General features: G+C 63.3%; 22 protein-coding genes and 1 tRNA gene. 8 read left to right on the forward strand and 15 right to left on the reverse strand.

All coding sequences use genetic code 11. The annotated features are described in order from the left end of the window. Nucleotides 1–122: 122 nt before the first annotated feature. The 7 genes from AC0L16_RS28930 to ureC all read right to left on the reverse strand — a co-directional run bounded on the left by AC0L16_RS28930 (nt 123) and on the right by ureC (nt 5,670). On the reverse strand, nt 123–890 hold the full coding sequence (locus AC0L16_RS28930; protein ID WP_473624797.1) for a class II aldolase and adducin N-terminal domain-containing protein: 768 nt from the start codon (nt 888–890) through the stop codon (nt 123–125). A gap of 85 nt (nt 891–975) precedes the next feature. Further along, a complete protein-coding gene (gene ureG, locus AC0L16_RS28935; RefSeq protein WP_473624798.1) occupies nt 976–1,614 on the reverse strand; it encodes an urease accessory protein UreG in 639 nt (212 codons plus the stop codon). Beyond that, on the reverse strand, nt 1,611–2,051 hold the full coding sequence (locus AC0L16_RS28940; RefSeq protein WP_473624799.1) for a DUF3995 domain-containing protein: 441 nt from the start codon (nt 2,049–2,051) through the stop codon (nt 1,611–1,613). The genes ureG and AC0L16_RS28940 overlap by 4 nt, the downstream gene beginning before the upstream one ends. Beyond that, nucleotides 2,048–2,737, reverse strand: coding sequence for an urease accessory protein UreF (locus AC0L16_RS28945; protein WP_473624855.1), 690 nt, complete (start codon nt 2,735–2,737; stop codon nt 2,048–2,050). The genes AC0L16_RS28940 and AC0L16_RS28945 overlap by 4 nt, the downstream gene beginning before the upstream one ends. After that, nucleotides 2,712–3,299 carry an urease accessory protein UreE gene (ureE, locus tag AC0L16_RS28950; RefSeq protein WP_473624801.1) on the reverse strand — a complete coding sequence of 196 codons (588 nt, stop codon included), beginning with the start codon at nt 3,297–3,299 and terminating at the stop codon, nt 2,712–2,714. Before ureE ends, AC0L16_RS28945 begins: the two co-directional genes overlap by 26 nt. A gap of 90 nt (nt 3,300–3,389) precedes the next feature. After that, nucleotides 3,390–3,878: a DUF29 domain-containing protein gene (locus AC0L16_RS28955; protein WP_473624802.1), complete on the reverse strand. Its 489-nt coding sequence runs from the start codon at nt 3,876–3,878 to the stop codon at nt 3,390–3,392. A gap of 79 nt (nt 3,879–3,957) precedes the next feature. Then, nucleotides 3,958–5,670 (reverse strand): urease subunit alpha, encoded by a 1,713-nt coding sequence (gene ureC / locus AC0L16_RS28960; RefSeq protein WP_473624803.1) that lies wholly within the window; start codon nt 5,668–5,670, stop codon nt 3,958–3,960. 179 nt (nt 5,671–5,849) lie between these two features. On the opposite strand from ureC, the gene AC0L16_RS28965 reads away from it, so the two are divergent. Together AC0L16_RS28965 and AC0L16_RS28970 are read left to right on the forward strand one after the other, a co-directional pair. Continuing rightward, nucleotides 5,850–6,233, forward strand: a complete 384-nt coding sequence (locus AC0L16_RS28965; RefSeq protein ID WP_473624805.1) for a hypothetical protein — start codon at nt 5,850–5,852, stop codon at nt 6,231–6,233. A gap of 126 nt (nt 6,234–6,359) precedes the next feature. Continuing rightward, entirely contained in the window at nt 6,360–6,854 is a 495-nt protein-coding gene (locus tag AC0L16_RS28970; RefSeq protein WP_473624806.1) for a hypothetical protein, read from the forward strand. Between the two features lie 47 nt (nt 6,855–6,901). Here the strand turns inward: AC0L16_RS28970 and AC0L16_RS28975 are convergent, their stop codons facing one another. From AC0L16_RS28975 to AC0L16_RS28990, 4 genes are all read right to left on the reverse strand, one after another. Continuing rightward, the gene (locus AC0L16_RS28975) at nt 6,902–7,207 is read right to left on the reverse strand and encodes an urease subunit beta (protein ID WP_077374464.1); all 306 of its coding nucleotides are present in this window, start codon (nt 7,205–7,207) and stop codon (nt 6,902–6,904) included. 114 nt (nt 7,208–7,321) lie between these two features. Beyond that, entirely contained in the window at nt 7,322–7,579 is a 258-nt protein-coding gene (locus AC0L16_RS28980) for a DUF1272 domain-containing protein (RefSeq protein ID WP_473624807.1), read from the reverse strand. Between the two features lie 25 nt (nt 7,580–7,604). Continuing rightward, nucleotides 7,605–7,907 carry an urease subunit gamma gene (locus AC0L16_RS28985; RefSeq protein WP_023801505.1) on the reverse strand — a complete coding sequence of 101 codons (303 nt, stop codon included), beginning with the start codon at nt 7,905–7,907 and terminating at the stop codon, nt 7,605–7,607. Between the two features lie 43 nt (nt 7,908–7,950). Further along, on the reverse strand, nt 7,951–8,787 hold the full coding sequence (locus AC0L16_RS28990) for an urease accessory protein UreD (protein ID WP_473624809.1): 837 nt from the start codon (nt 8,785–8,787) through the stop codon (nt 7,951–7,953). Between the two features lie 216 nt (nt 8,788–9,003). Between AC0L16_RS28990 and AC0L16_RS28995 the strand changes: the two genes are divergently transcribed. The 4 genes from AC0L16_RS28995 (at nt 9,004) to AC0L16_RS29010 (ending at nt 11,712) form a co-directional block, all read left to right on the forward strand. Further along, nucleotides 9,004–9,261, forward strand: a complete 258-nt coding sequence (locus tag AC0L16_RS28995) for an acyl carrier protein (RefSeq protein WP_023801503.1) — start codon at nt 9,004–9,006, stop codon at nt 9,259–9,261. Beyond that, on the forward strand, nt 9,262–10,470 hold the full coding sequence (locus AC0L16_RS29000; protein WP_473624811.1) for a beta-ketoacyl-[acyl-carrier-protein] synthase family protein: 1,209 nt from the start codon (nt 9,262–9,264) through the stop codon (nt 10,468–10,470). Nucleotides 10,471–10,551: 81 nt separating this feature from the next. Continuing rightward, nucleotides 10,552–11,256, forward strand: a complete 705-nt coding sequence (locus AC0L16_RS29005) for a glutathione S-transferase family protein (protein WP_473624812.1) — start codon at nt 10,552–10,554, stop codon at nt 11,254–11,256. A gap of 132 nt (nt 11,257–11,388) precedes the next feature. Further along, on the forward strand, nt 11,389–11,712 hold the full coding sequence (locus AC0L16_RS29010) for a hypothetical protein (RefSeq protein ID WP_473624813.1): 324 nt from the start codon (nt 11,389–11,391) through the stop codon (nt 11,710–11,712). 50 nt (nt 11,713–11,762) lie between these two features. On the opposite strand, the gene AC0L16_RS29015 is transcribed toward AC0L16_RS29010, so the two are convergent. Together AC0L16_RS29015 and AC0L16_RS29020 are read right to left on the reverse strand one after the other, a co-directional pair. Next, nucleotides 11,763–12,383, reverse strand: coding sequence for a nucleoside triphosphate hydrolase (locus tag AC0L16_RS29015; RefSeq protein WP_473624814.1), 621 nt, complete (start codon nt 12,381–12,383; stop codon nt 11,763–11,765). A gap of 413 nt (nt 12,384–12,796) precedes the next feature. Beyond that, nucleotides 12,797–13,906: a hypothetical protein gene (locus AC0L16_RS29020; RefSeq protein WP_473624816.1), complete on the reverse strand. Its 1,110-nt coding sequence runs from the start codon at nt 13,904–13,906 to the stop codon at nt 12,797–12,799. A gap of 417 nt (nt 13,907–14,323) precedes the next feature. Between AC0L16_RS29020 and AC0L16_RS29025 the strand changes: the two genes are divergently transcribed. Both AC0L16_RS29025 and AC0L16_RS29030 read left to right on the forward strand, forming a co-directional pair. Then, nucleotides 14,324–15,208: a D-alanyl-D-alanine carboxypeptidase family protein gene (locus AC0L16_RS29025; protein ID WP_473624817.1), complete on the forward strand. Its 885-nt coding sequence runs from the start codon at nt 14,324–14,326 to the stop codon at nt 15,206–15,208. Nucleotides 15,209–15,414: 206 nt separating this feature from the next. Further along, nucleotides 15,415–15,491: transfer RNA gene (locus tag AC0L16_RS29030), tRNA-Arg, on the forward strand. Between the two features lie 38 nt (nt 15,492–15,529). On the opposite strand, the gene AC0L16_RS29035 is transcribed toward AC0L16_RS29030, so the two are convergent. After that, on the reverse strand, nt 15,530–16,717 hold the full coding sequence (locus AC0L16_RS29035) for an IS481 family transposase (protein WP_473624818.1): 1,188 nt from the start codon (nt 16,715–16,717) through the stop codon (nt 15,530–15,532). Between the two features lie 306 nt (nt 16,718–17,023). Beyond that, nucleotides 17,024–17,773 (reverse strand): nuclease-related domain-containing protein, encoded by a 750-nt coding sequence (locus AC0L16_RS29040; RefSeq protein WP_473624820.1) that lies wholly within the window; start codon nt 17,771–17,773, stop codon nt 17,024–17,026. Nucleotides 17,774–18,261 lie beyond the last annotated feature (488 nt).

Consider the following 18,261-nt stretch of genomic DNA (forward strand, 5'->3'; position numbering starts at 1 on the left):
ATTCTCAATGCAAAAGCACGCGATGCGCGCAAAGAGTTCGCAAATGCAACTTGACACCCCAGATAGTCGCTCATCCGCCTGCCGGCACCTTCTCCCCGTATAGTGACGGGGAGAAGGGGCTCTCAGTTTCTGTAAACCGGCTCCTGCTCGTCGAGGATCTCTTTCAATTCGGACAGGTGCCGTTCGGCCTGGCCGGGATAATCTTCCTGCTCCGCTGCTGCCTTCTCGGCGATTTCGTCCGACAGGACCCGCAGCGGACGGCCCGTCCACAGCGCCTTGATGTAGGTCTCGGCGGCGCGTTCGAAATAAAACATGCGGTTGAAGGTGTCGGCGACGGTATCGCCGATGACCAACACGCCATGGTTGCCCATGACCATCACCTTGACCTTCGGATCGGTAAGCAGCTGCGAGCAGCGTTCGCCCTCCTCCTCGAAGGCGAGCCCGCCATAGTGGCCGTCGACGACGTGGCGGTTGAAGAAGATCGCCGAGTTCTGGTCGATCGGCGGCAGCGTCGAGTCGGCCAGCGAAGCGAGCACCGTGGCGTGGGTCGAGTGCACATGCATGACGCAGCGCGCATGACGCACATTGCGATGGATGGCGCCATGCAGGCCCCATGCCGTCGGGTCGGGCGCATTCGGGCCGGAGAGCGTATCGGGATCGTTGGCGTCGATCAGCAGCAGGTCGCTCGCCTTGATGCGCGAGAAATGCACCTGGTTGGGATTCATCAGGAATTGCGAGCCGTCATCGTTGACGGCCAGCGAGAAATGATTGGCCACCGCTTCATGCATGTTGAGCCGCGCCGTCCAGCGGAAGGCGCAAGCCAGATCGACGCGTTCCTCGTAAAAGGGCAGGTTGGTCAGCATTTCCTTCTGCAGGCGGGCGATGCTCATCGAAAACCTCCGTGAAAAAAGTGAGGATGCCGCGCGCCGCAGATGCGCGCAACCGGTTTCGTTTGGTGCAGGCGGACGCTTTGGCTTACGCCGCAGTGCTTCTGGCGTCGACGCGCAACCCGCCATTCTCGACGATAAAATCGATCACCTCCTGCAGGCCCTTGCCGCGCGACAGATCGGTGAAACCGAACGGCCGCTTGCCGCGCATGCGGGCGGCATCGCTCTCCATGACATCGAGGTTGACGTTCACATAGGGGGCGAGATCGCTCTTGTTGATGACCAGGAAATCCGACCGGGTGATCGCCGGACCGCCCTTGCGCGGGATCTCCTCGCCCTGGCAGACGGAGATGACATAGAGCGTCAGATCGGCGAGGTCCGGGGAGAAAGTAGCGGCGAGGTTGTCGCCGCCCGATTCGATGAAGACGATGTCGAGATCCGGGAATTTTCTGGTCATCTCGGCGATCGCCTGCAGATTGATCGAGGCGTCCTCGCGGATGGCTGTGTGCGGGCAGCCGCCGGTCTCGACGCCGATGATGCGATCCTCGGGCAGCGCCTGAAGCCGGGCCAGCATCATGGCGTCTTCCTTGGTGTAGATGTCGTTGGTGACGACGGCGATCGAGAACTCGTCGCGCAGCGCCTTGCAGAGCTTTTCGGTGAGCGTCGTCTTGCCGGAGCCGACGGGGCCGCCGATGCCGACGCGAAGAGGACCATTGGCTTGTGTCATGTGACGAACTCCGTGATGGCAAGCACTGCAAAGCCGAACCCTACAACCAGGCAGAGCGGCGAATAATAGCTGACATCGAGCCGCGCGAAAGGCTGTTCGGGCGCCAGCCGGCGCCACCAGGGCGTGAAGCCGGCAATGCCGCGCCCCAGGAAGACCAGTGCGATGAGCAGCGCTGTCGCGACAAGCCCGGCCTTGGGAAAGGGCGTGGCAAACACGCCTTCGAGCGCCAGCGGCCACAGCGTCGCCAGGCCGAGGCAGGCGGCAACGGCGAAGCTGGCGAAGGGCGCCGGCATTTCATCGACGCCGCGAAAGCCGACCACCGCGCGGGCGCAGGAGGCAGCGTCCCTGCCCGGCCAGATCCCGCCAATACCCCAATAGACATGCAGCGCGGTGATCAGCAGCAGGACCAGCGAGAGCGCGAAGGCGAGGACGATCATGAGCGGAACAGCCGTGAATATTGCGTCTCGTGCTTCATCGCCATGACATCCGAGACGAACGCGCAGCCGCCGAGATCATCCAGCGTCGAGCCGGCGGCGCGAGCGGCGACGCTGAGCGCCAGCGGCTCGAAGCCGGCGAGCAGCGCCGTGGCGCCCGTCTGGCCGACGACGCCGAGCCTGATCGCGGCCTGGACGAGATTGGAGAAAAAGGCCTGCAGGAAGGCCGACAGCGCGTCCTGCAGGGCAATGGCGTTGCCGCCGGCAGTTGCGCCGACGGCGACGCAATAGGCGCACTCGGCCGGCAGACGGTCGAGCACCTGACACGGCCAGGCCGATGCCGCCGTCAGGAAGGCGGTGCCCTGCAGCATGGTCTCGGTGTGGCGCTCGCGCGAGCCGGCCAAAGCCTCGGCGAGGGCAGCGATTTCGGCGAGATCGCCGGCTTGCCGCGCACGCCGCCAGCTTTCGGCAAACAGCACGGCATCGTTCCAGCCCGAGCCGATCTCGACCAGCGTCTCCAGCCATGCGGCGAGGTCTTTGCTGTCGGCGACCAGCCCGGCATGCGCGGCTTGTTCGAGACCATGGCTGTAGGAAAAGCCGCCGACCGGGAAGGCAGGCGACAGCCACGCCATCAGCCGCAACAAAGCGACGTTGGAAGGCTGGTCAGTCATGATCGTGCGAAGGGTCATGGTCGTGCGAATGGCTGTGGGCATGCGATTCGCTATGGGAATGGGAATGCGACTCGCTGTGCGCATGCGCTTCGGCATGGCCATGACCGTGACTGTGCCCGGAATAGGCGCCGCGCAGCGGCTTGAACGGCTCGGAAACGTCGCTCACCGTCGCGCCCAGCCCTTCCAGCATCGCCTTGATGACATGGTCGCGCAGGATGAGCATGCGGTTTGCCTCAATGGCGGCAGCCAGATGGCGGTTGCCGATATGCCAGGCAAGCTCGGCCAGATGGACAGGGCCGCTGGCACGGATATCGTAGAGCGGTTCTTCGGCCGCGACGATCTCGATATGACGGCCATCCTCCAGCACCAGCCGGTCGCCATCGTTCAAGGCCACCGGTTCGGGCAGGTCGACCAGCACTCTATCGCTACGGGCCGTTTCGATGACGCGGCGACGCAGATGCCGCTCGTCATGGGCCAGCACCGCACGATCAGACGGGGTGACCGCTCCCGCTTCGCCGGCGCTGAGCACCGAGACGGCACGGGGGAATTTGGTGAAATCGGTGCGGATGTCGAGTTTCATCTAAAACTGCCTCTCCCAACAAGCCTAGCCTATCGCGTCCGCCGCCCCAATGGTGCTAAAACGATCGTGTCGAAGAGCCGCAGGAGCTGGCTAATCCCGCAGGAAATCGCCGATCGAAAGTGGGTTGCCCGGCCAAAATCGTTCATCGAGCGCCTGCTTGCATGTGAAGGAAGGTTCACTTGGAAAGTGAGATTTCCTAAGACCCGTTTCCCTGACCGCGACAGCCAAAGCGTCTTTATATGCATCGTCGAAAATCTGAGCGGGATATCGGCGAAGACTCGGGCTGTCCTTGATGATGTTTCCGATCCAGATGCGCTGTTCGGAAATTGACGACTGCCAACTATGACTTCGATGGCCGGGTTGGAATTCCCATTTCAGGAGATGTGCAAGCAGCACCCCCATCCGACTGCGAATTTCTCGTTTGTCACGTCTCCCCAAACTCTCGATCTCCTCGGCAAGATTCTCACGATCGAGGTCGGAGAAACGAGCTTCGCGCAACAACGCGCCTTGCTCGGCGCACCACTGGACGTAGTCCGCTTCGTAGGGAGTGAGGGCCCTGAGACGATCAATCCTGTTCATGAGGCCATCATGCCGCAATTTCGCGACAATCGCAAAACGGCACGAGAGAACGGCTAAGCCAACAAGGCGATGATAGGGATCAAAACAAAAAGTACCGCTGCGCCATCGGCAGCACGGTGGCCGGCTCGCAGGTGAGCAATTCGCCGTCGGCGCGGACTTCGTAGGTTTCGGGATCGACCTCGACATGCGGGGTGGCGTCGTTGAGCACCATCGAATGCTTGCCGATGCCGCCGCGGGTGTTGTCGACGGCGACCATCTGCTTGTCGACGCCGAGCCTGCCGCGCAGGCCGGCATCGAGCGCCGCCCTGGAAACAAAGGTCACCGACGAATTGGTCATCGCCTTGCCATAGGCGCCGAACATCGGCCGGTAGTGCATCGGCTGCGGCGTCGGGATCGAGGCGTTGGGGTCGCCCATCGGGGCGGCGGCGATCATGCCGCCGATCAGCACCATGTCGGGCTTGACGCCGAAGAAGGCCGGGTTCCACAGCACCAGATCGGCGCGCTTGCCGACCGCCACCGAGCCGATCTCGTTCGACAGGCCATGCGCGATGGCCGGGTTGATCGTGTATTTGGCGATATAGCGGCGGACGCGGAAATTGTCGTTGTCGCCGGTTTCCTGCGGCAGCGAACCGCGCTGGCGCTTCATCTTGTCGGCGGTCTGCCAGGTGCGGATCGCCACTTCGCCGACGCGGCCCATCGCCTGGCTGTCCGACGAGATGATCGAGAAGGCGCCGATGTCGTGCAAGATGTCTTCGGCGGCGATGGTTTCCTTGCGGATGCGGCTTTCGGCGAAGGCGATGTCTTCGGGGATCGACGGCGACAGATGATGGCAGACCATCAGCATGTCGAGGTGCTCGGCCAGCGTGTTGACGGTGTAGGGCCGGGTCGGATTGGTCGAGGACGGGATGACGTTGGGCAGGCCGCAAACCTTGATGATGTCGGGCGCATGGCCGCCGCCGGCGCCTTCGGTGTGGAAGGCGTGGATGGTGCGGCCCTTGATCGCCGCCACCGTGTTCTCGACAAAGCCGGACTCGTTCAGCGTGTCGGTGTGGATCATCACCTGCACGTCATAGTTGTCGGCGACCGACAGGCAGCAGTCGATTGCCGCCGGCGTCGTGCCCCAGTCCTCGTGCAACTTAAGCGAGCAGGCACCGCCCAGCACCATTTCTTCAAGCGCGGCCGGCAACGACGCGTTGCCCTTGCCCGACAGGCCGATGTTCATCGGGAAGGCGTCGAAGGACTGGATCATGCGCGCCAGATGCCACGGCCCAGGCGTGCAGGTCGTCGCCAGCGTGCCATGCGCCGGTCCGGTGCCGCCGCCGAGCATGGTGGTGATGCCGGACATCAGCGCCTCCTCGATCTGCTGCGGGCAGATGAAATGGATATGCGCGTCGAAGCCGCCGGCGGTGAGGATCTTGCCTTCGCCGGCGATGATCTCGGTGCCGGGACCGATGATGATGGTGACGCCGTTTTGCATGTCCGGATTGCCGGCCTTGCCGATCGCGGCGATGCGGCCATCGCTAAGGCCGATATCGGCCTTGAAGATGCCGCCTGAAGCATCGACGACCAGCGCATTGGTGATGACGGTGTCGACCGCGCCTTGGGCGCGGGACACCTGGCTCTGGCCCATGCCGTCGCGGATGACCTTGCCGCCGCCGAATTTCACCTCTTCGCCATGCAGTGTAAAATCCTTCTCGACCTCGATGAACAGCTCGGTGTCGGCAAGCCGCACCTTGTCGCCGACGGTCGGGCCGTACATCTGCGCATAGGCGGCGCGGGTGATTCTAGCCATCAGCAATTGCTCCCGAAATACGGCCCCAAGATACAGCCGGTCGAAGCCCGGCCCCACATTGTCGCCATCCTATGGTCACGCAATGACCTGCTGGGCGACACCTTCCGATCCCATTTAGCGTTTGAGGTGGCAAGGTCACCCCAAAACGACCGTTTGCCAATCGATGGAAAGGAAGTTTTATGCGCAAAACGATATCTCTCGCAGCCGCCGCCACCCTGCTGCTCGCGACCGCTGCCGGCGCCCAGCAACAGCCTGCGCCGCAACCCGGCGAGCCGCCGGCTTCGCCCGCTCCCGCGGCACCAGGCGCTCAGCCGGCTGCGCCGGCGATCCAGACCGTCAACGTCGTCGACATCGAGGAACTGCCCAAGGAAACGCAGACGAAGGTCAACGAAGTGATCGCCAAGCGCGGCGAGGACGGCCTGCAGAAATTGCGCAGCTCGATCGACGCGACGCCACAGGTCAAATCCGCGCTCGAAGCCAAGGGACTCACCTCGGCGCAAGTGATCGCCGCCAGCATGGACGCCAATGGCTCGCTGACCTTGATCACCAAGAAAGCGAGCTGACGATGCGCTGTGGCGGGCCGGCACGAGGCCGGCCTGCCGCATCGGGGAGGGAACCTTCGCAGGGCGGAATACGTTTCGACTTTTTGGCCTAGAACCGAGTCTCGAAAGAAGCTTTGAGAGCGAGCGATGGCGATCACCACCTTCCCCGACTTGAGATGGCTGCATATGCTGGCCGCAACTGCGTTTCTTGCGGCGAGCGCTCCCCAGGCCGGGCTGAATGCGCAGGGCCTTGAAGGCCCTGAGACCCAGAACAAGATCATCGGCTCGGAGGTCGGCCAGGAAGAGACCAACACCGCTGTCGAGGCCGGTAAAGTCACTACCGCGATCGAGCGGACGCGTGAAAACATCGGCGCGGTGCGCAAGACGTCCAAGCTCGACAAGGTCGACATCGTGTTCCTTACCGACGCCGCGCGCACGGAAGGCGGGCTGCCGCCGGCGATCGAAAGCAAGGTCGAGCAGCATCAGGAGGACATTGCGGAACTGCGCGACGAGATCGAGGCGAACGCATTGCTGTTCAACGCCATCGACTCTCGGCGCGTGCAGACCGAAGACGTTCTCGCCGTCGAATTCGACGATCCTGGCAAGGTCGTCATCTACGCGGCGGCCAAGCCGCCCGGCTGAGCCGAAGCTGCTCGACGCTCTGGAGCGCACAACGCGCCCATGGGATCTCACAGCGCGCCCATGATCTTCTGCTGGAACCCGTAGACCTCGCGCTTGCCGCCGAGCGGCACCAAGGTGACGTCGCGCTCCTGGCCGGGCTCGAAGCGCATCGCAGTGCCGGCGGCAATGTCGAGGCGCATGCCGCGCGCCTTGTCGCGATCGAATTTCAGCCCCTCATTGGTCTCGAAGAAATGATAGTGGCTGCCGACCTGGATCGGCCGGTCGCCGCTGTTGGCCACTTTCATGGTGATTGTCGGCTGGCCCTTGTTGAGCTCGATCTCGCCGCCTGCCGTGATGATTTCGCCGGGGATCATCGCCAGCCTCACAAGACGCCGAAGACGAGGCCGTCGGCGAGCAGCAGGATCGCCGAGAGGGACGTGCGTTTGATCGGGACCATCGATATGCCTTTCACTGTCAGGATCGTGCCGTCACGCGGCGTTGCGGGCCGGGCCGCAGCCTTCGGCCTTGAGGACGCGCTTTGTCGAGGCGGGATATTTGTTCAGCATCGCTGCCGGACGGATCGGGCGCGCTGAAAAATTGCCGCCGCAATTCGGGCAGACGCCGCCCAGAACATTTGCCGCGCACTCGGCGCAGAAGGTGCACTCGAAGGTGCAGATCAGCGCATCCGTCGCCTCAGGCGGCAGGTCCTTGTCGCAGCATTCGCAGTTGGGGCGCAGCTCAAGCATTTTTCTCACCTCACCTTATCGGCCCTCACCGTATCGGTTCATGCACGGTCACCAGCTTGGTGCCGTCGGGAAACGTCGCCTCGACCTGGACGTCGTGGATCATCTCGGCGATACCCTCCATCACCTGCGCGCGGGTGACGACGTGGGCGCCGGCCTCCATCAGCTCGGCGACTTGGCGGCCGTCGCGGGCGCCCTCGACGACGAAGTCGGTGATCAGCGCGATCGCCTCCGGGTGATTGAGCTTGACGCCGCGTTCGAGCCGCTTGCGCGCCACAATCGCCGCCATGGCGATGAGCAGCTTGTCCTTTTCCCTTGGCGTGAGGTTCATGCGTTTTCCCAGGATGGCGTAGACAGGAGCGGTGTAATCGGAATCAGAGTGACCATAATTTGGGCAGACCCGCCCGTCCGTTGAGCAATTCGACGAGCGGAACCAGCCGCTTGCGGAGCTGGTAGCCGTCCTCGGCAAACAGCCTCGCAAGAAGCTTGCCAGATCTCTTCACGCTCCAGACGCTGGCGTCGCCCTGGCCGCCGATGATGTCCCGCGCCGGATCGAGCAAAGCCTCGACCCGCGGCGAGATCATCAGCACCGTCGCCATGGCGATGGCGCCGCCGGCCACGGCCGAACGGCTGAGAATGGTCGCAATTTCCGGCCCGATGCGGAAATCCTCGGCATGGACGAGCGCTCCGTCCTGACTGACGCGCCAGCGGTCGTGGAAAGCGCCGTGCGCAGCGCGTTCGCCCATGGCGAGGCGGCCGAAGACGGTCGCCTCGAGCACCAGCGCCTCGGCGCCGGCGGCAAGCTCCAGGTCGAGCCTGCGGGCAAAGGCTGAGCGATCAAAGACGATGGTTTCCTGCGGCAGCCAGGCGATGCGGCCGCCGGCGCCGACGGTCAGCCTCACCCGCACCTCGGCACGATCGGCTGCGGCGCGGTAGATTTTCTCGCAGGCCTGGGTGGTTATGCTGGCGGCGGCGCCGGCGCCGACATCGACCTCCCAGCCGAGGCGGTCGCCGCCGGTCAGCCCGCCGGCGGTGTTGATCAGCACGGCTTCGAGCGGATCGGCCGAGACGGCCGGCATGCGGATCTTGGCGGAACCATCCTGATAAAGCCGCCGAAGCCGCGTGCGGCCGCCATTCCTGTCACAGCCGAGCCGCGCCGTTCCGGCGACGCGCTGCGCCGGCGGCATAAAGGCCAGGCCAGGTTCGATCATATCGATGTCCATGGCGCCAAGGTTAAGCACTCCGCCGGCTTTGTCGACATATAGCTTGTTGCTTGACAACGTTTCGGTTTCTATAGAGGAGCCGTCTTGGTACGGTCACACAGCGCCCGGCGGGGATAAAAGGCGACGGTGACGATCTGGACCTGGGGAAAAACAGGCGCCGATCAATTGGCGTCGGGAAACGACAAGGGTTGGGGAAGGAACCGAATGGCTGACCAGCTGGCAACGGACATCATCGAGAAGATCAAGGCCCATGCCGAGCCGGGTGGCGAAGAAATCACCACCAGCACCGAACTGACCTCACTTGGCATCCATTCGCTGGAACTGACGGAGATCATCTTCGACCTCGAGGAACAGTATGGCATCGAGATCGAGATGAACACGGTCGATGCCTGGAGCAATTTGAAGAACGTCGGCGACATGGTCGAGGCGGTTCGCGCACTGATCGCGAAAAAGCCTGACTGAATGCACAAGCGCGTCGTCATTACCGGCATCGGCGGCTTATGCGGGCTCGGCACCAATGTGCCGGCGATCTGGGACGAGATGCGCGCCGGCCGCTCGGCCATCGGCCCGATCGTCAATTCGGAGCTGCATGACCTGAAAATCAGGGTCGGCTGCGAAATCAGGACGCTTCCCGAGCACGGCATCGACCGCAAGCAGGTCGTGTCGATGGACCGTTTCAGCCTTTTGGCGACGATCGCCGCCCGAGAGGCCGCGCAACAAGCCGGGCTAAGCTTGCACGCGGCCAACACCTACCGGATGGGCTCCGTCGTCGGCGTCGGCGTCTGCGGCTGGGAGGCGATCGAAGAGAGCTATCGCGCCATCCTGCTCGAAGGCAAGAACCGCACCGGCATCTTCACCGTGCCGAAAGTGATGCCGGGCGCTGCGGCCGGTCATGTCAGCATGAATCTCGGCCTGCGCGGGCCGGTCTTCGGCATCACCTCGGCCTGCTCCTCGTCCAACCACGCCATTGCCTCGGCGGTCGACCAGATCAGGCTCGGCCGCGCCGATGTCATGCTCGCCGGCGGCACCGATGCGCCGCTGGTCTGGGGCATCCTGAAAGGCTGGGAGGCGCTGCGGGTGCTGGCGCCCGACACCTGCCGGCCGTTTTCGGCCGATCGCCAGGGGCTGGTGCTCGGCGAAGGCGCCGGCATGGTCGTGCTGGAAACTTTTGAGCATGCCATGGCGCGCGGCGCCACTATACTCGCCGAAATTGCCGGCGCCGGCCTGTCGGGCGATGCCTCGGACATCGTCGCGCCGACCGTCGAAGGGCCGGAGGCGGCGATGCGCTTCTGCCTCGTCGATGCCCGGCTCAACCCGGAAGACATCGACTACGTCAATGCGCATGGCACCGGCACCAAGGCCAACGACCAGATCGAGACGGCGGCGATCAAGCGCGTCTTCGGCGACCATGCCCAAAAACTTTCGATCTCCTCGACCAAATCGATGCATGCCCACTGCCTCGGCGCGTCGGGCGCGCTGGAGCTGATCGCCTGCGTGATGGCGATCCGCGAAGGCATCGTGCCGCCAACGGCCAATTTTCGCGAAACCGACGCCGATTGCGATCTCGACATCACGCCGAATGTGGCGCGCGAGCGCAAGGTGCGCGCGGCGATCAGCAACGGTTTTGCGTTCGGCGGCACCAATGCGGTGCTGGCGTTCAAGGCGGTCTGAGCCGCAATCGGATCCCCAGCTACGGCGAGACGTCTTGCCCCTCGCCACGACGGCGCGCGCGAAAAAATCCCAGGAGTTTCGATGACCGACCTGTCCGCCTTTCCGATCGCCACGCGCTGGCCGGCCAGCCATCCCGACCGCATCCAGCTCTATTCGTTCCCGACGCCGAACGGGGTAAAAGTGTCGATCGCGCTGGAGGAACTCGGCCTGCCATACGAGGCGCATGCGGTGAACATCGGCAAGAACGAAAGCTGGACGCCGGAATTCCTGTCGCTGAACCCGAACGGCAAGATCCCGGCGATGATCGATCCGGACGGCCCTGGCGGCAAGCCGATCGGGTTGTTCGAATCCGGCGCCATCCTGCTCTACCTCACCGACAAGACCGGCAGGCTGATCCCGGCCGACCCGGCGCGGCGTTACGAAACCATCCAGTGGGTGTTCTTCCAGATGGCCTCGATCGGGCCGATGTTCGGGCAGGTCGGCTTCTTCCACAAATTCGCCGGACGCGAGATCGCCGACAAGCGGCCACTGGCGCGCTATCGCGACGAATCGCGGCGGCTGATCGGTGTGCTCGAGACGAGGCTGAAGGGCCGCAGCTGGATCATGGACGACGATTACACCATCGCCGACATCTCGATGCTGGGCTGGGTGCGCAATCTGATCGGTTTTTACGAGGCAAGGGAACTTGTCGGCTTCGACGATTTTTCCCATGTCGCGGCATGGCTGGAGCGCGGCCTTGCCAGGCCGGCGGTGCAACGGGGTCTCAACATCCCCGCCCGGCGTTAGCTCAATCGGCGGCTGGCGCCGAAAACCGGCTACTTTGTCTTGGCTTTGGGTTTTGAGCCGCCCTTGCCCATAACGGAAGCGGCGAGGGATGCAGCGCTCTTGGCGGTCGCGACAACCGCGCCGGCCGCGACATTGGCCGTCGTTTTGACGGTGCGCATTGCGCTGCCTGCGATCGAGCCGCCGCTTGCCGATTTTCTCGACCTGGCCGGTTTTGCCGTGGCCTTGGCAGCGGTCGGCGTCACTTTCTTCGGTGCTGCCTTGCCAAAACTGGGCTTTGCATCCTTGGAGCGGGCGGCGACGGCTGGGCCAGCACCCGCCTTCGATTCAGTTGCCTTTGATCCAGTTGCCTTGGACCGTGTTGCCCTGCCCCTGCCGGGCGCAGGCTTTCTTGCCTTGGTTGCCATCGGAGTAGCCATCGGACAGTCTTCCTCATGTCAGTATTATTGCCGTACCTGACATAACGGCCGGAAACTCCTAAGGTTCCAGGTGCGGCTGGTCCTTGCGAATCAGGCGTGATCGCCGAGCACCAGATCGGCAGGGCGGCGGCGGGCAAGCACGCGGTCGATGTTGGGCATGTCGTTGGAGGCGATCCAGGCGCGGGCGTCGTCGTCGGAGCGGCCATGCTCATGCCATCGCTCGAGCAGCCGGCGTTCGAGCTCGGCGCGCGGCACATCGACGAAAACAGAGAAATCGAACAGCGGCGCCAGCCGCGTCCAGGGTTCCTCGTCAAGCAGCAGATAATTGCCTTCGACCAGGATGAACTTGGTGTCGGCGGCGATGATCGAAGCGGCCGCGCGCGACAGCTCCATGCTGCGGTCGAACACTGGAATGGCGATGTCCGGCTCGGCGGCGCGGATGCGCTTCAGCAAGGTTTCGAAGCCGGCAAAGTCAAAGGTTTCCGGAGCGCCTTTGCGCGCCCGCAGGCCGCGCCGCTCGAGCACGACATCGTCGTAATGGAAGCCGTCCATCGGCACGATTTCGGCGGCGCCTTCCGGCAGCAGCTCATGCAGGCGGGCCGACAGCGTCGACTTGCCGGCGCCCGGAGGACCGGCAATGGCAACGACAAACCGCCGCGCCTTGCCGGCGCGCTTGAAGATGGTGGCGGCGAGGTGGGCGATCTCGGACATGCGTGATTCCGGGTGATAATTTCGGCTGCATCTTGGCGACAGTTGGCAGGAATTTCAAACGCGGGATTGGCATTGTCCGTTGGCAGATCGCAAAGCTTCGAGATTGGCCGAAGCAATCCTTTGATCGCCGTGGGACAGCGCCCCCCTCTGTCCTGCCGGACATCTCCCTCACAAGGGGGGAGATCGGCAGCTTCGCGGTCAGCGCCTTTTTGCAAGGCTGGTAGTTGGCGAAATCAGTGATGAAGGCCAATCTCCCCCCAAGTGGGGGAGATGTCCGGCAGGACAGAGGGGGGCGTGAAGGATCGCTACAGAGCGCTTTTATTCTATTCCGCCGCGTTCCTCGGCTGATATCACGGCACGTCGCTTCGCTCCTGCTCCGCCCTGGGATGACGAGGAGGTGGGGAGGCGGGCGCTCAACCAGGAACCGACCGGCCAATCCTCAGGAATTCGCCGTCGAAAGCGACATCCCGCGTCGAACCGTCGGCAGCCGCAAGGCGCATATGCCCCTGCGCGGTGGCGATGTCGCGCGGCGGCTCGCCGCCGGCTTGTCGGGGCAGTGCGCCGATGACGTGCCGGAACGAGACGTTGCGGCCTTCGCCAAGGGCAAAGGCGGTCGCCACCCCTTCCCGCTTCAGCGAGTTGTCGCCCAGCGACGCGGCATGGCCGAGCGCGGTGCGGCCGTCCTCGATGCCGAGCACGCCGCGATGGCGGCCGCTCCACGGCGCGTAGTCGCGGCCGCCATTGCTGAGCCACAGCATGGTGACCGGCAGCTCGGCCGGGTTCTTCAGCACCAGCACCAGATCGGCTTCCGCTTTTCGTGCCAGTGCGGTCCAGCCCGGCCCGCCATGGTCGGCCTCGACCAGTGTGACAAAATCCTCTCGGCTGAGGTCGATGCGATAGCCGGTCAGGTCGAGCGTGCCGCCATCGGCGGCGGGAAAACGTCTCAGCTCGGCAGAGCGCGCCGGATAGGCGAGCAGAAAACGGCCGCGGGCCGGATCGGGCTCGAGCGGCTCGTCCGGCGTTGCCGCGAACCGCTTCGGCGAGAAAGCCAGCCTGCCGCCGTCCGTCATCGCCGTCATCGGATGATGGGCGACGGAAATGCCGCCCGAACCACCGGAAAAGACATGTTCCTGGTAGAGAAAGGGATGGTCGTCGCGCAGGGTCAGGATCTTGTCGACCGTCGCGCCCAAAACCTTGTGCTGCAGCCTGAAAACGGCCCGCCAGCCTTCGGCAGTCGCCGCGGAGGCGACGACATCCCATGGGCTGTTGGCCGGCCAGCCATGCAGCGGTGCTTCCTCGACATCGCTGCGCGAAAACGGCGCGCATAAAAAATCGCCGGACAGGCGAACGGTGCCGGCGGGCAGGTCTGGCGGCAGCGTCTCGCGCGGCTCGTCGATCCATGGCGCGCGATGCAACGGTTTTAGCCGGCGCCCGTCGATATCGACCGTCATGTCGGCGAGATGGCCGACGGTGAGATCGACCGTTACCGAAATGCCCTTTGCCTTGATCGTGAGCGTATCCATGGCGCACCTGCTGATTCTGCCGGCGCCAGCAAACCCGCTCGGTGCCGGTTGCGCAAGCGCAGTCCCGGTATTTCACTCAGGCCGGAACTCCATGTGGCTCAATTGTCGATCGTCGGCGCTGCCCCTCATTGCCCTGCCGGGCATTTCTCCCCGTAAACGGGGAGAAAGGGGCCGGCCGCAATGCCGGCGCCCTTCTTGCGAACGCTGGTGATTGGCGAAACCGTCAATCACAGCGCCCCTCTCCCCGTCACTATACGGGGAGAGGATGCCGGCAGGCAGGTGAGGGGCGGCGCCAACGCCCGGAGCGGGTTAATTCAAACCTGAAGCGATTGCCCTGAAGACCGGTGTTAACGAAATGGACGGCGCCATTGGGTTAGGCTAGTTTCCCACTCGTTTCAGCAACAGCTTACCTTCAGAATGTCCAAACTGCGCCACTTCCCGCTCACCCAAAGATTTGTCGCGGCGTTTGCGCTGCTGCTCCTGGTCGCCGGCTGCGCGACGACGCCGACGGAGACCATGCTGGCGGTGCCGGCGCCGGCGCAGAAATATGCGGCTATGGTCATCGATGGCAGCGGCAGGACGCTGTTCGAGGCCAATTCGACGGCACCGCGCTATCCGGCGTCGCTGACCAAGATGATGACGCTCTACCTGCTGTTCGAGGCGCTGGATCAGCGCCGCATCAGCAAGACGACGCTGATCCCGGTGTCTGCCAACGCCGCCAGGCAGCCGCCGACCAAGCTGCGCTTCCGGCGCGGCGAGACGATCGACGTCGATTCGGCGATCCGGGCGATCACCGTCAAATCGGCCAATGACGTGGCGGTCGCCGTCGCCGAATATCTCGGCGGCAGCGAAGCGACGTTTGCCGCCATGATGACCGCCAAGGCGCGCCAGATCGGCATGCGCAGCACCGTCTTCCGCAACGCGTCGGGCCTGCCGGACGCCGGCCAGCTGACGACGGCGCGCGACATGGCGGTGCTCGGCGTGGCGCTGCGCGCCCGCTTCCCGCAGCATTTCCACTATTTCTCCGAAAGCGACTTCATGTTCCGGGGCAGGCTGGTGCGCGGCCACAACGACATGCTCGGCCGCGTCCGCGGCGTCAACGGCATCAAGACCGGTTATATCAGAGCCTCAGGCTTCAACATCGTCACCTCCTACGACGCCGACGGCCGCCGGCTGATTCTGGTGGTGATGGGCGCCGACAGCGCGCGCCAGCGCAACGACCATGTCGAGGCGCTGATCCAGCGCAACCTGTCGCCGGCATCGAACACGACGACAAGGCTGCTGTATGCCGGGGAGCAGTGAGGGCGGACGAAAGCCGGGGCTTTTGAATGACGAACGCCCGAGCCTACGAGGCCGCGCAGCGACTGGGTTGCGGCACGAACCGATAGCGCAGCGGACAACTTTACGGTGCCTGCCACTTGCCCGTTGAAGCCTGCGCCGGCTTCCGCTAAGAAGCCGTGGCTGGTCGGTTACCCGGCTGGTTCGTTTTCTGGATCTCGATCCTGAAGGCACCCGTAGCTCAGCTGGATAGAGCGCTGCCCTCCGAAGGCAGAGGTCACAGGTTCGAATCCTGTCGGGTGCGCCATATACCAGCGGGTCCATTCTGGACACATAGGTTACGGTTTATACCGGAGACATGGGTAACACTTTCGGTCCGAACGGGTTGCCGAGAGGTTCGAGTCTGCATGTCTCATCGTCGAAATATCCCAGATCATAGTCCATGAAGCTAGCCAGCCAGATTCGGTCTTCGACCTGCTTGATGCCGACGGTCTGACCGGCGAACACCTGGCTGAGGTTGATCTTTTTGCGATTGTAGCAGATGCGGCCGCAGGTGGTGACGGTGACGGCCTTGTCGTGGAAGGGATAGGTGAGCTCGGGCAGTCCGCAGTAGGGGCGCGGCGAGGGTTGGTAGCGCTCGGCAGGATAGGCCATGTCGAGCGCCTGGTGTGGACGTTCGTTGTTGAACTCCTGAATGAAGTCATCGAAGCGTGCCTGCTGCTGCAGGAAGTTGGCGCCGGCCGGTTTGGTGGTCTCCAGCTTGAGCGTCAGATGCATGCGCTCGTGGCGGCCGTTCTGTTGCGGGTTGCCCGGTTTGATGCGCTCGATGGCGATGCCGAGCCTGAGCCACCAGACCGACAGCCTGGAAAGGTTGAAGAGCGCATTGGGGCTTGCGAAGGGCACACCGTTGTCCGTCCGGATCGCACTCGGCAGGCCGAACTCCTTGAAAGCGTTCTCGAACACGGTGAAGGCATAGGCCTCCTTGGTCGTGTGGAGGGCCTCGCAGGCCAGGAGATAGCGGCTGGCGAAGTCGCTGATCGTGAGCGGATAGCAATAGCGCTTGTCGGCCAGCATGAACTCGCCCTTGTAATCGGCACACCACAGATCATTGGGCTGGCCGCTATGGGAGAGCGGCGTTCCTTGCGCCCTATTGCGTCGCCGCTTGCGGCGCTTGACCAGGCCGTGACGGTCCAGCACCGCATGCACCGTTGAGATCGCCGGGGTGTGGACGTCCGGGTAGCGCCGGGCCAGCCGCTCCCTGATCTTCGGCGCGCCCCAGCTGGGCTTGTCCTGCTTGGCACGCACAATCAGCTTCTCGATTTGGAAAGGAAGCTGATTGGCGTGCCGGTAAGGCCGGCGCGAGCGGTCGGTCAGACCTTCCAGCCCGCTATCGTTGTAGCGATCGACCAGCTTGTAGCCGGTCTTGCGCGAGATGCCGAAATCCCGGCACAGCGCCGCCATCTTCTCGCCGTCCAGCAGCCGCGCTATGAACTTCAGCCGCTCATCCATGACGTTACACTCCTTCCAGGGCACCTTTGCTCTCCTTGCAAAGGGCCAAAAGTGTAACCCATGTCTCCGGAATGAACTGTCACCCATCTCTCGGGAAGGGCAGCTTACCATGCCCGTAGTCGCTCGGTCCTGGTCATAGATGGTCACGTGCAATCATTGAACTGCGCAACGGACTTGCGGAATGCGTGCAAATGTCAGCATGTCCGCTTCTGGCCCAAGGCGGGCATTTGACCTGCTTGGACTGCGTACCCCTTAGGCGCTAGCGGCCTGTGCCATTGGGCATATGCTGGCTGGGGCCACCTCGACGAGCCCTATCACCGCGCCAGCGCATCACCTTCCTTTGGCAGAGTCGAGACGTAACCACCCTTCTTGCGCTTCCTCGTATTGAGCGCGCATTTCGTCTCGATGTTCGGCCTCCCAGGCAGCCATCCTCGAAAAATCCTGCTCAAGCAGAGCCTCGGTCACCGCGCTCTCCGGCACGAGCTTCATCCCGGTCGTCGGCACGAAGGGTAAAGCCTTCAAGTCAGCCATTAGCTCGTCAAGGAGTTCCGATGAGAGATCGATCTTTGGGGAGGCTACGTCTCGAAGCTTTTGAATGCCACCAGTCCAGTCCTCGACATGAAACCACTGCTGCACTCTAGGGCCGATTGGGTCGTGTGGGTTGTTGAAGATCTTCACGGGCCGCGTGAAGAGGACAAGACCGTTGATGTGCGAGAAGTCATTTCCAGCCAGAGCCGTTGCCTCGCCAAAAACAGCCTGCACCTTCTTGCGATAGGCGCACATCTGCTTGAATGGATTGGCGTACGAGCCGCCGAGCACGGCCTTGCCTTCCTCGTTCAACCAAGGCTGATTGAGCGCGACGACGATGGTCCCGGACCAGTTCTTGAAGTCGACGATGGTGATCGAGTGACGAGCCAGGACGAGCACGTCCATCTGCCCACCGGGGTAGCTCAGGTTGCCGACGATTCGAACGTCTTCGAGGTTCCCTAGATAGGTCTCGGCCGTCCTGCACAGTAGTTCGAACGCGGCGTTCTCATGCGTATGCTGGAACGCTTCGATCCGATACAAGCGCACGCCCATTCGATCTCCTTAAGGCTCGCAAATCACATTGAGCCATCATGGTCGAGACGGAGGCGATAAGAAAGAGAACGGGATCGAGGGCCGCGTTTCTGAACAAGCCGAGGTGTGGGCGGCAATATCGACGCTTTGCGCGATGCCACAGCTGCAGACGTTTCCCGATCCCCCGATCTTGTACGGTTCTGCAAGACCCGATGACCGCTAAAGCCGCAAAGCGGACATAGGGCGAAAATTACAAAGGCGCCGCAATCACATGACGGTGCCCAGTTTCATCCTCTCCGGCGCGCCATTTTTGTCGGGCGACACAGAGGTTTGGACAACGTCAGACAAAATTGGACTGGTCGGCAGATTGTAGCGCAACCCGCACGACGTTCTCGGCCAAGCTGATCTCACCGGCATCGGTGTCAGCGGTCACAAGTTGACAAAGGCATGTCCATATTGGCAGCGAACGTACCCTGTTCGGCCAGCAGGGCGTTCAACGTATTGGCAAA

Source organism: Mesorhizobium sp. WSM4848 (assembly GCF_055811375.1).

Bases quoted from the DNA above. Each gene is read 5' to 3' on its own strand.
- AC0L16_RS28945 (WP_473624855.1), bottom strand. From the start codon at position 2,737: ATGACCCTTCGCACGATCATGACTGACCAGCCTTCCAACGTCGCTTTG.
- AC0L16_RS28970 (WP_473624806.1), top strand. From the start codon at position 6,360: ATGGCGATCACCACCTTCCCCGACTTGAGATGGCTGCATATGCTGGCC.
- ureE (WP_473624801.1), bottom strand. From the start codon at position 3,299: ATGAAACTCGACATCCGCACCGATTTCACCAAATTCCCCCGTGCCGTC.
- AC0L16_RS28940 (WP_473624799.1), bottom strand. From the start codon at position 2,051: ATGATCGTCCTCGCCTTCGCGCTCTCGCTGGTCCTGCTGCTGATCACC.
- AC0L16_RS28985 (WP_023801505.1), bottom strand. From the start codon at position 7,907: ATGAACCTCACGCCAAGGGAAAAGGACAAGCTGCTCATCGCCATGGCG.
- AC0L16_RS29040 (WP_473624820.1), bottom strand. From the start codon at position 17,773: ATGGGCGTGCGCTTGTATCGGATCGAAGCGTTCCAGCATACGCATGAG.
- AC0L16_RS29005 (WP_473624812.1), top strand. From the start codon at position 10,552: ATGACCGACCTGTCCGCCTTTCCGATCGCCACGCGCTGGCCGGCCAGC.
- AC0L16_RS29000 (WP_473624811.1), top strand. From the start codon at position 9,262: ATGCACAAGCGCGTCGTCATTACCGGCATCGGCGGCTTATGCGGGCTC.
- AC0L16_RS29020 (WP_473624816.1), bottom strand. From the start codon at position 13,906: ATGGATACGCTCACGATCAAGGCAAAGGGCATTTCGGTAACGGTCGAT.
- AC0L16_RS28980 (WP_473624807.1), bottom strand. From the start codon at position 7,579: ATGCTTGAGCTGCGCCCCAACTGCGAATGCTGCGACAAGGACCTGCCG.
- AC0L16_RS28965 (WP_473624805.1), top strand. From the start codon at position 5,850: ATGCGCAAAACGATATCTCTCGCAGCCGCCGCCACCCTGCTGCTCGCG.
- AC0L16_RS29025 (WP_473624817.1), top strand. From the start codon at position 14,324: ATGTCCAAACTGCGCCACTTCCCGCTCACCCAAAGATTTGTCGCGGCG.
- AC0L16_RS28995 (WP_023801503.1), top strand. From the start codon at position 9,004: ATGGCTGACCAGCTGGCAACGGACATCATCGAGAAGATCAAGGCCCAT.
- ureC (WP_473624803.1), bottom strand. From the start codon at position 5,670: ATGGCTAGAATCACCCGCGCCGCCTATGCGCAGATGTACGGCCCGACC.
- AC0L16_RS28990 (WP_473624809.1), bottom strand. From the start codon at position 8,787: ATGATCGAACCTGGCCTGGCCTTTATGCCGCCGGCGCAGCGCGTCGCC.
- AC0L16_RS28930 (WP_473624797.1), bottom strand. From the start codon at position 890: ATGAGCATCGCCCGCCTGCAGAAGGAAATGCTGACCAACCTGCCCTTT.
- ureG (WP_473624798.1), bottom strand. From the start codon at position 1,614: ATGACACAAGCCAATGGTCCTCTTCGCGTCGGCATCGGCGGCCCCGTC.
- AC0L16_RS29015 (WP_473624814.1), bottom strand. From the start codon at position 12,383: ATGTCCGAGATCGCCCACCTCGCCGCCACCATCTTCAAGCGCGCCGGC.
- AC0L16_RS28975 (WP_077374464.1), bottom strand. From the start codon at position 7,207: ATGATCCCCGGCGAAATCATCACGGCAGGCGGCGAGATCGAGCTCAAC.
- AC0L16_RS28955 (WP_473624802.1), bottom strand. From the start codon at position 3,878: ATGAACAGGATTGATCGTCTCAGGGCCCTCACTCCCTACGAAGCGGAC.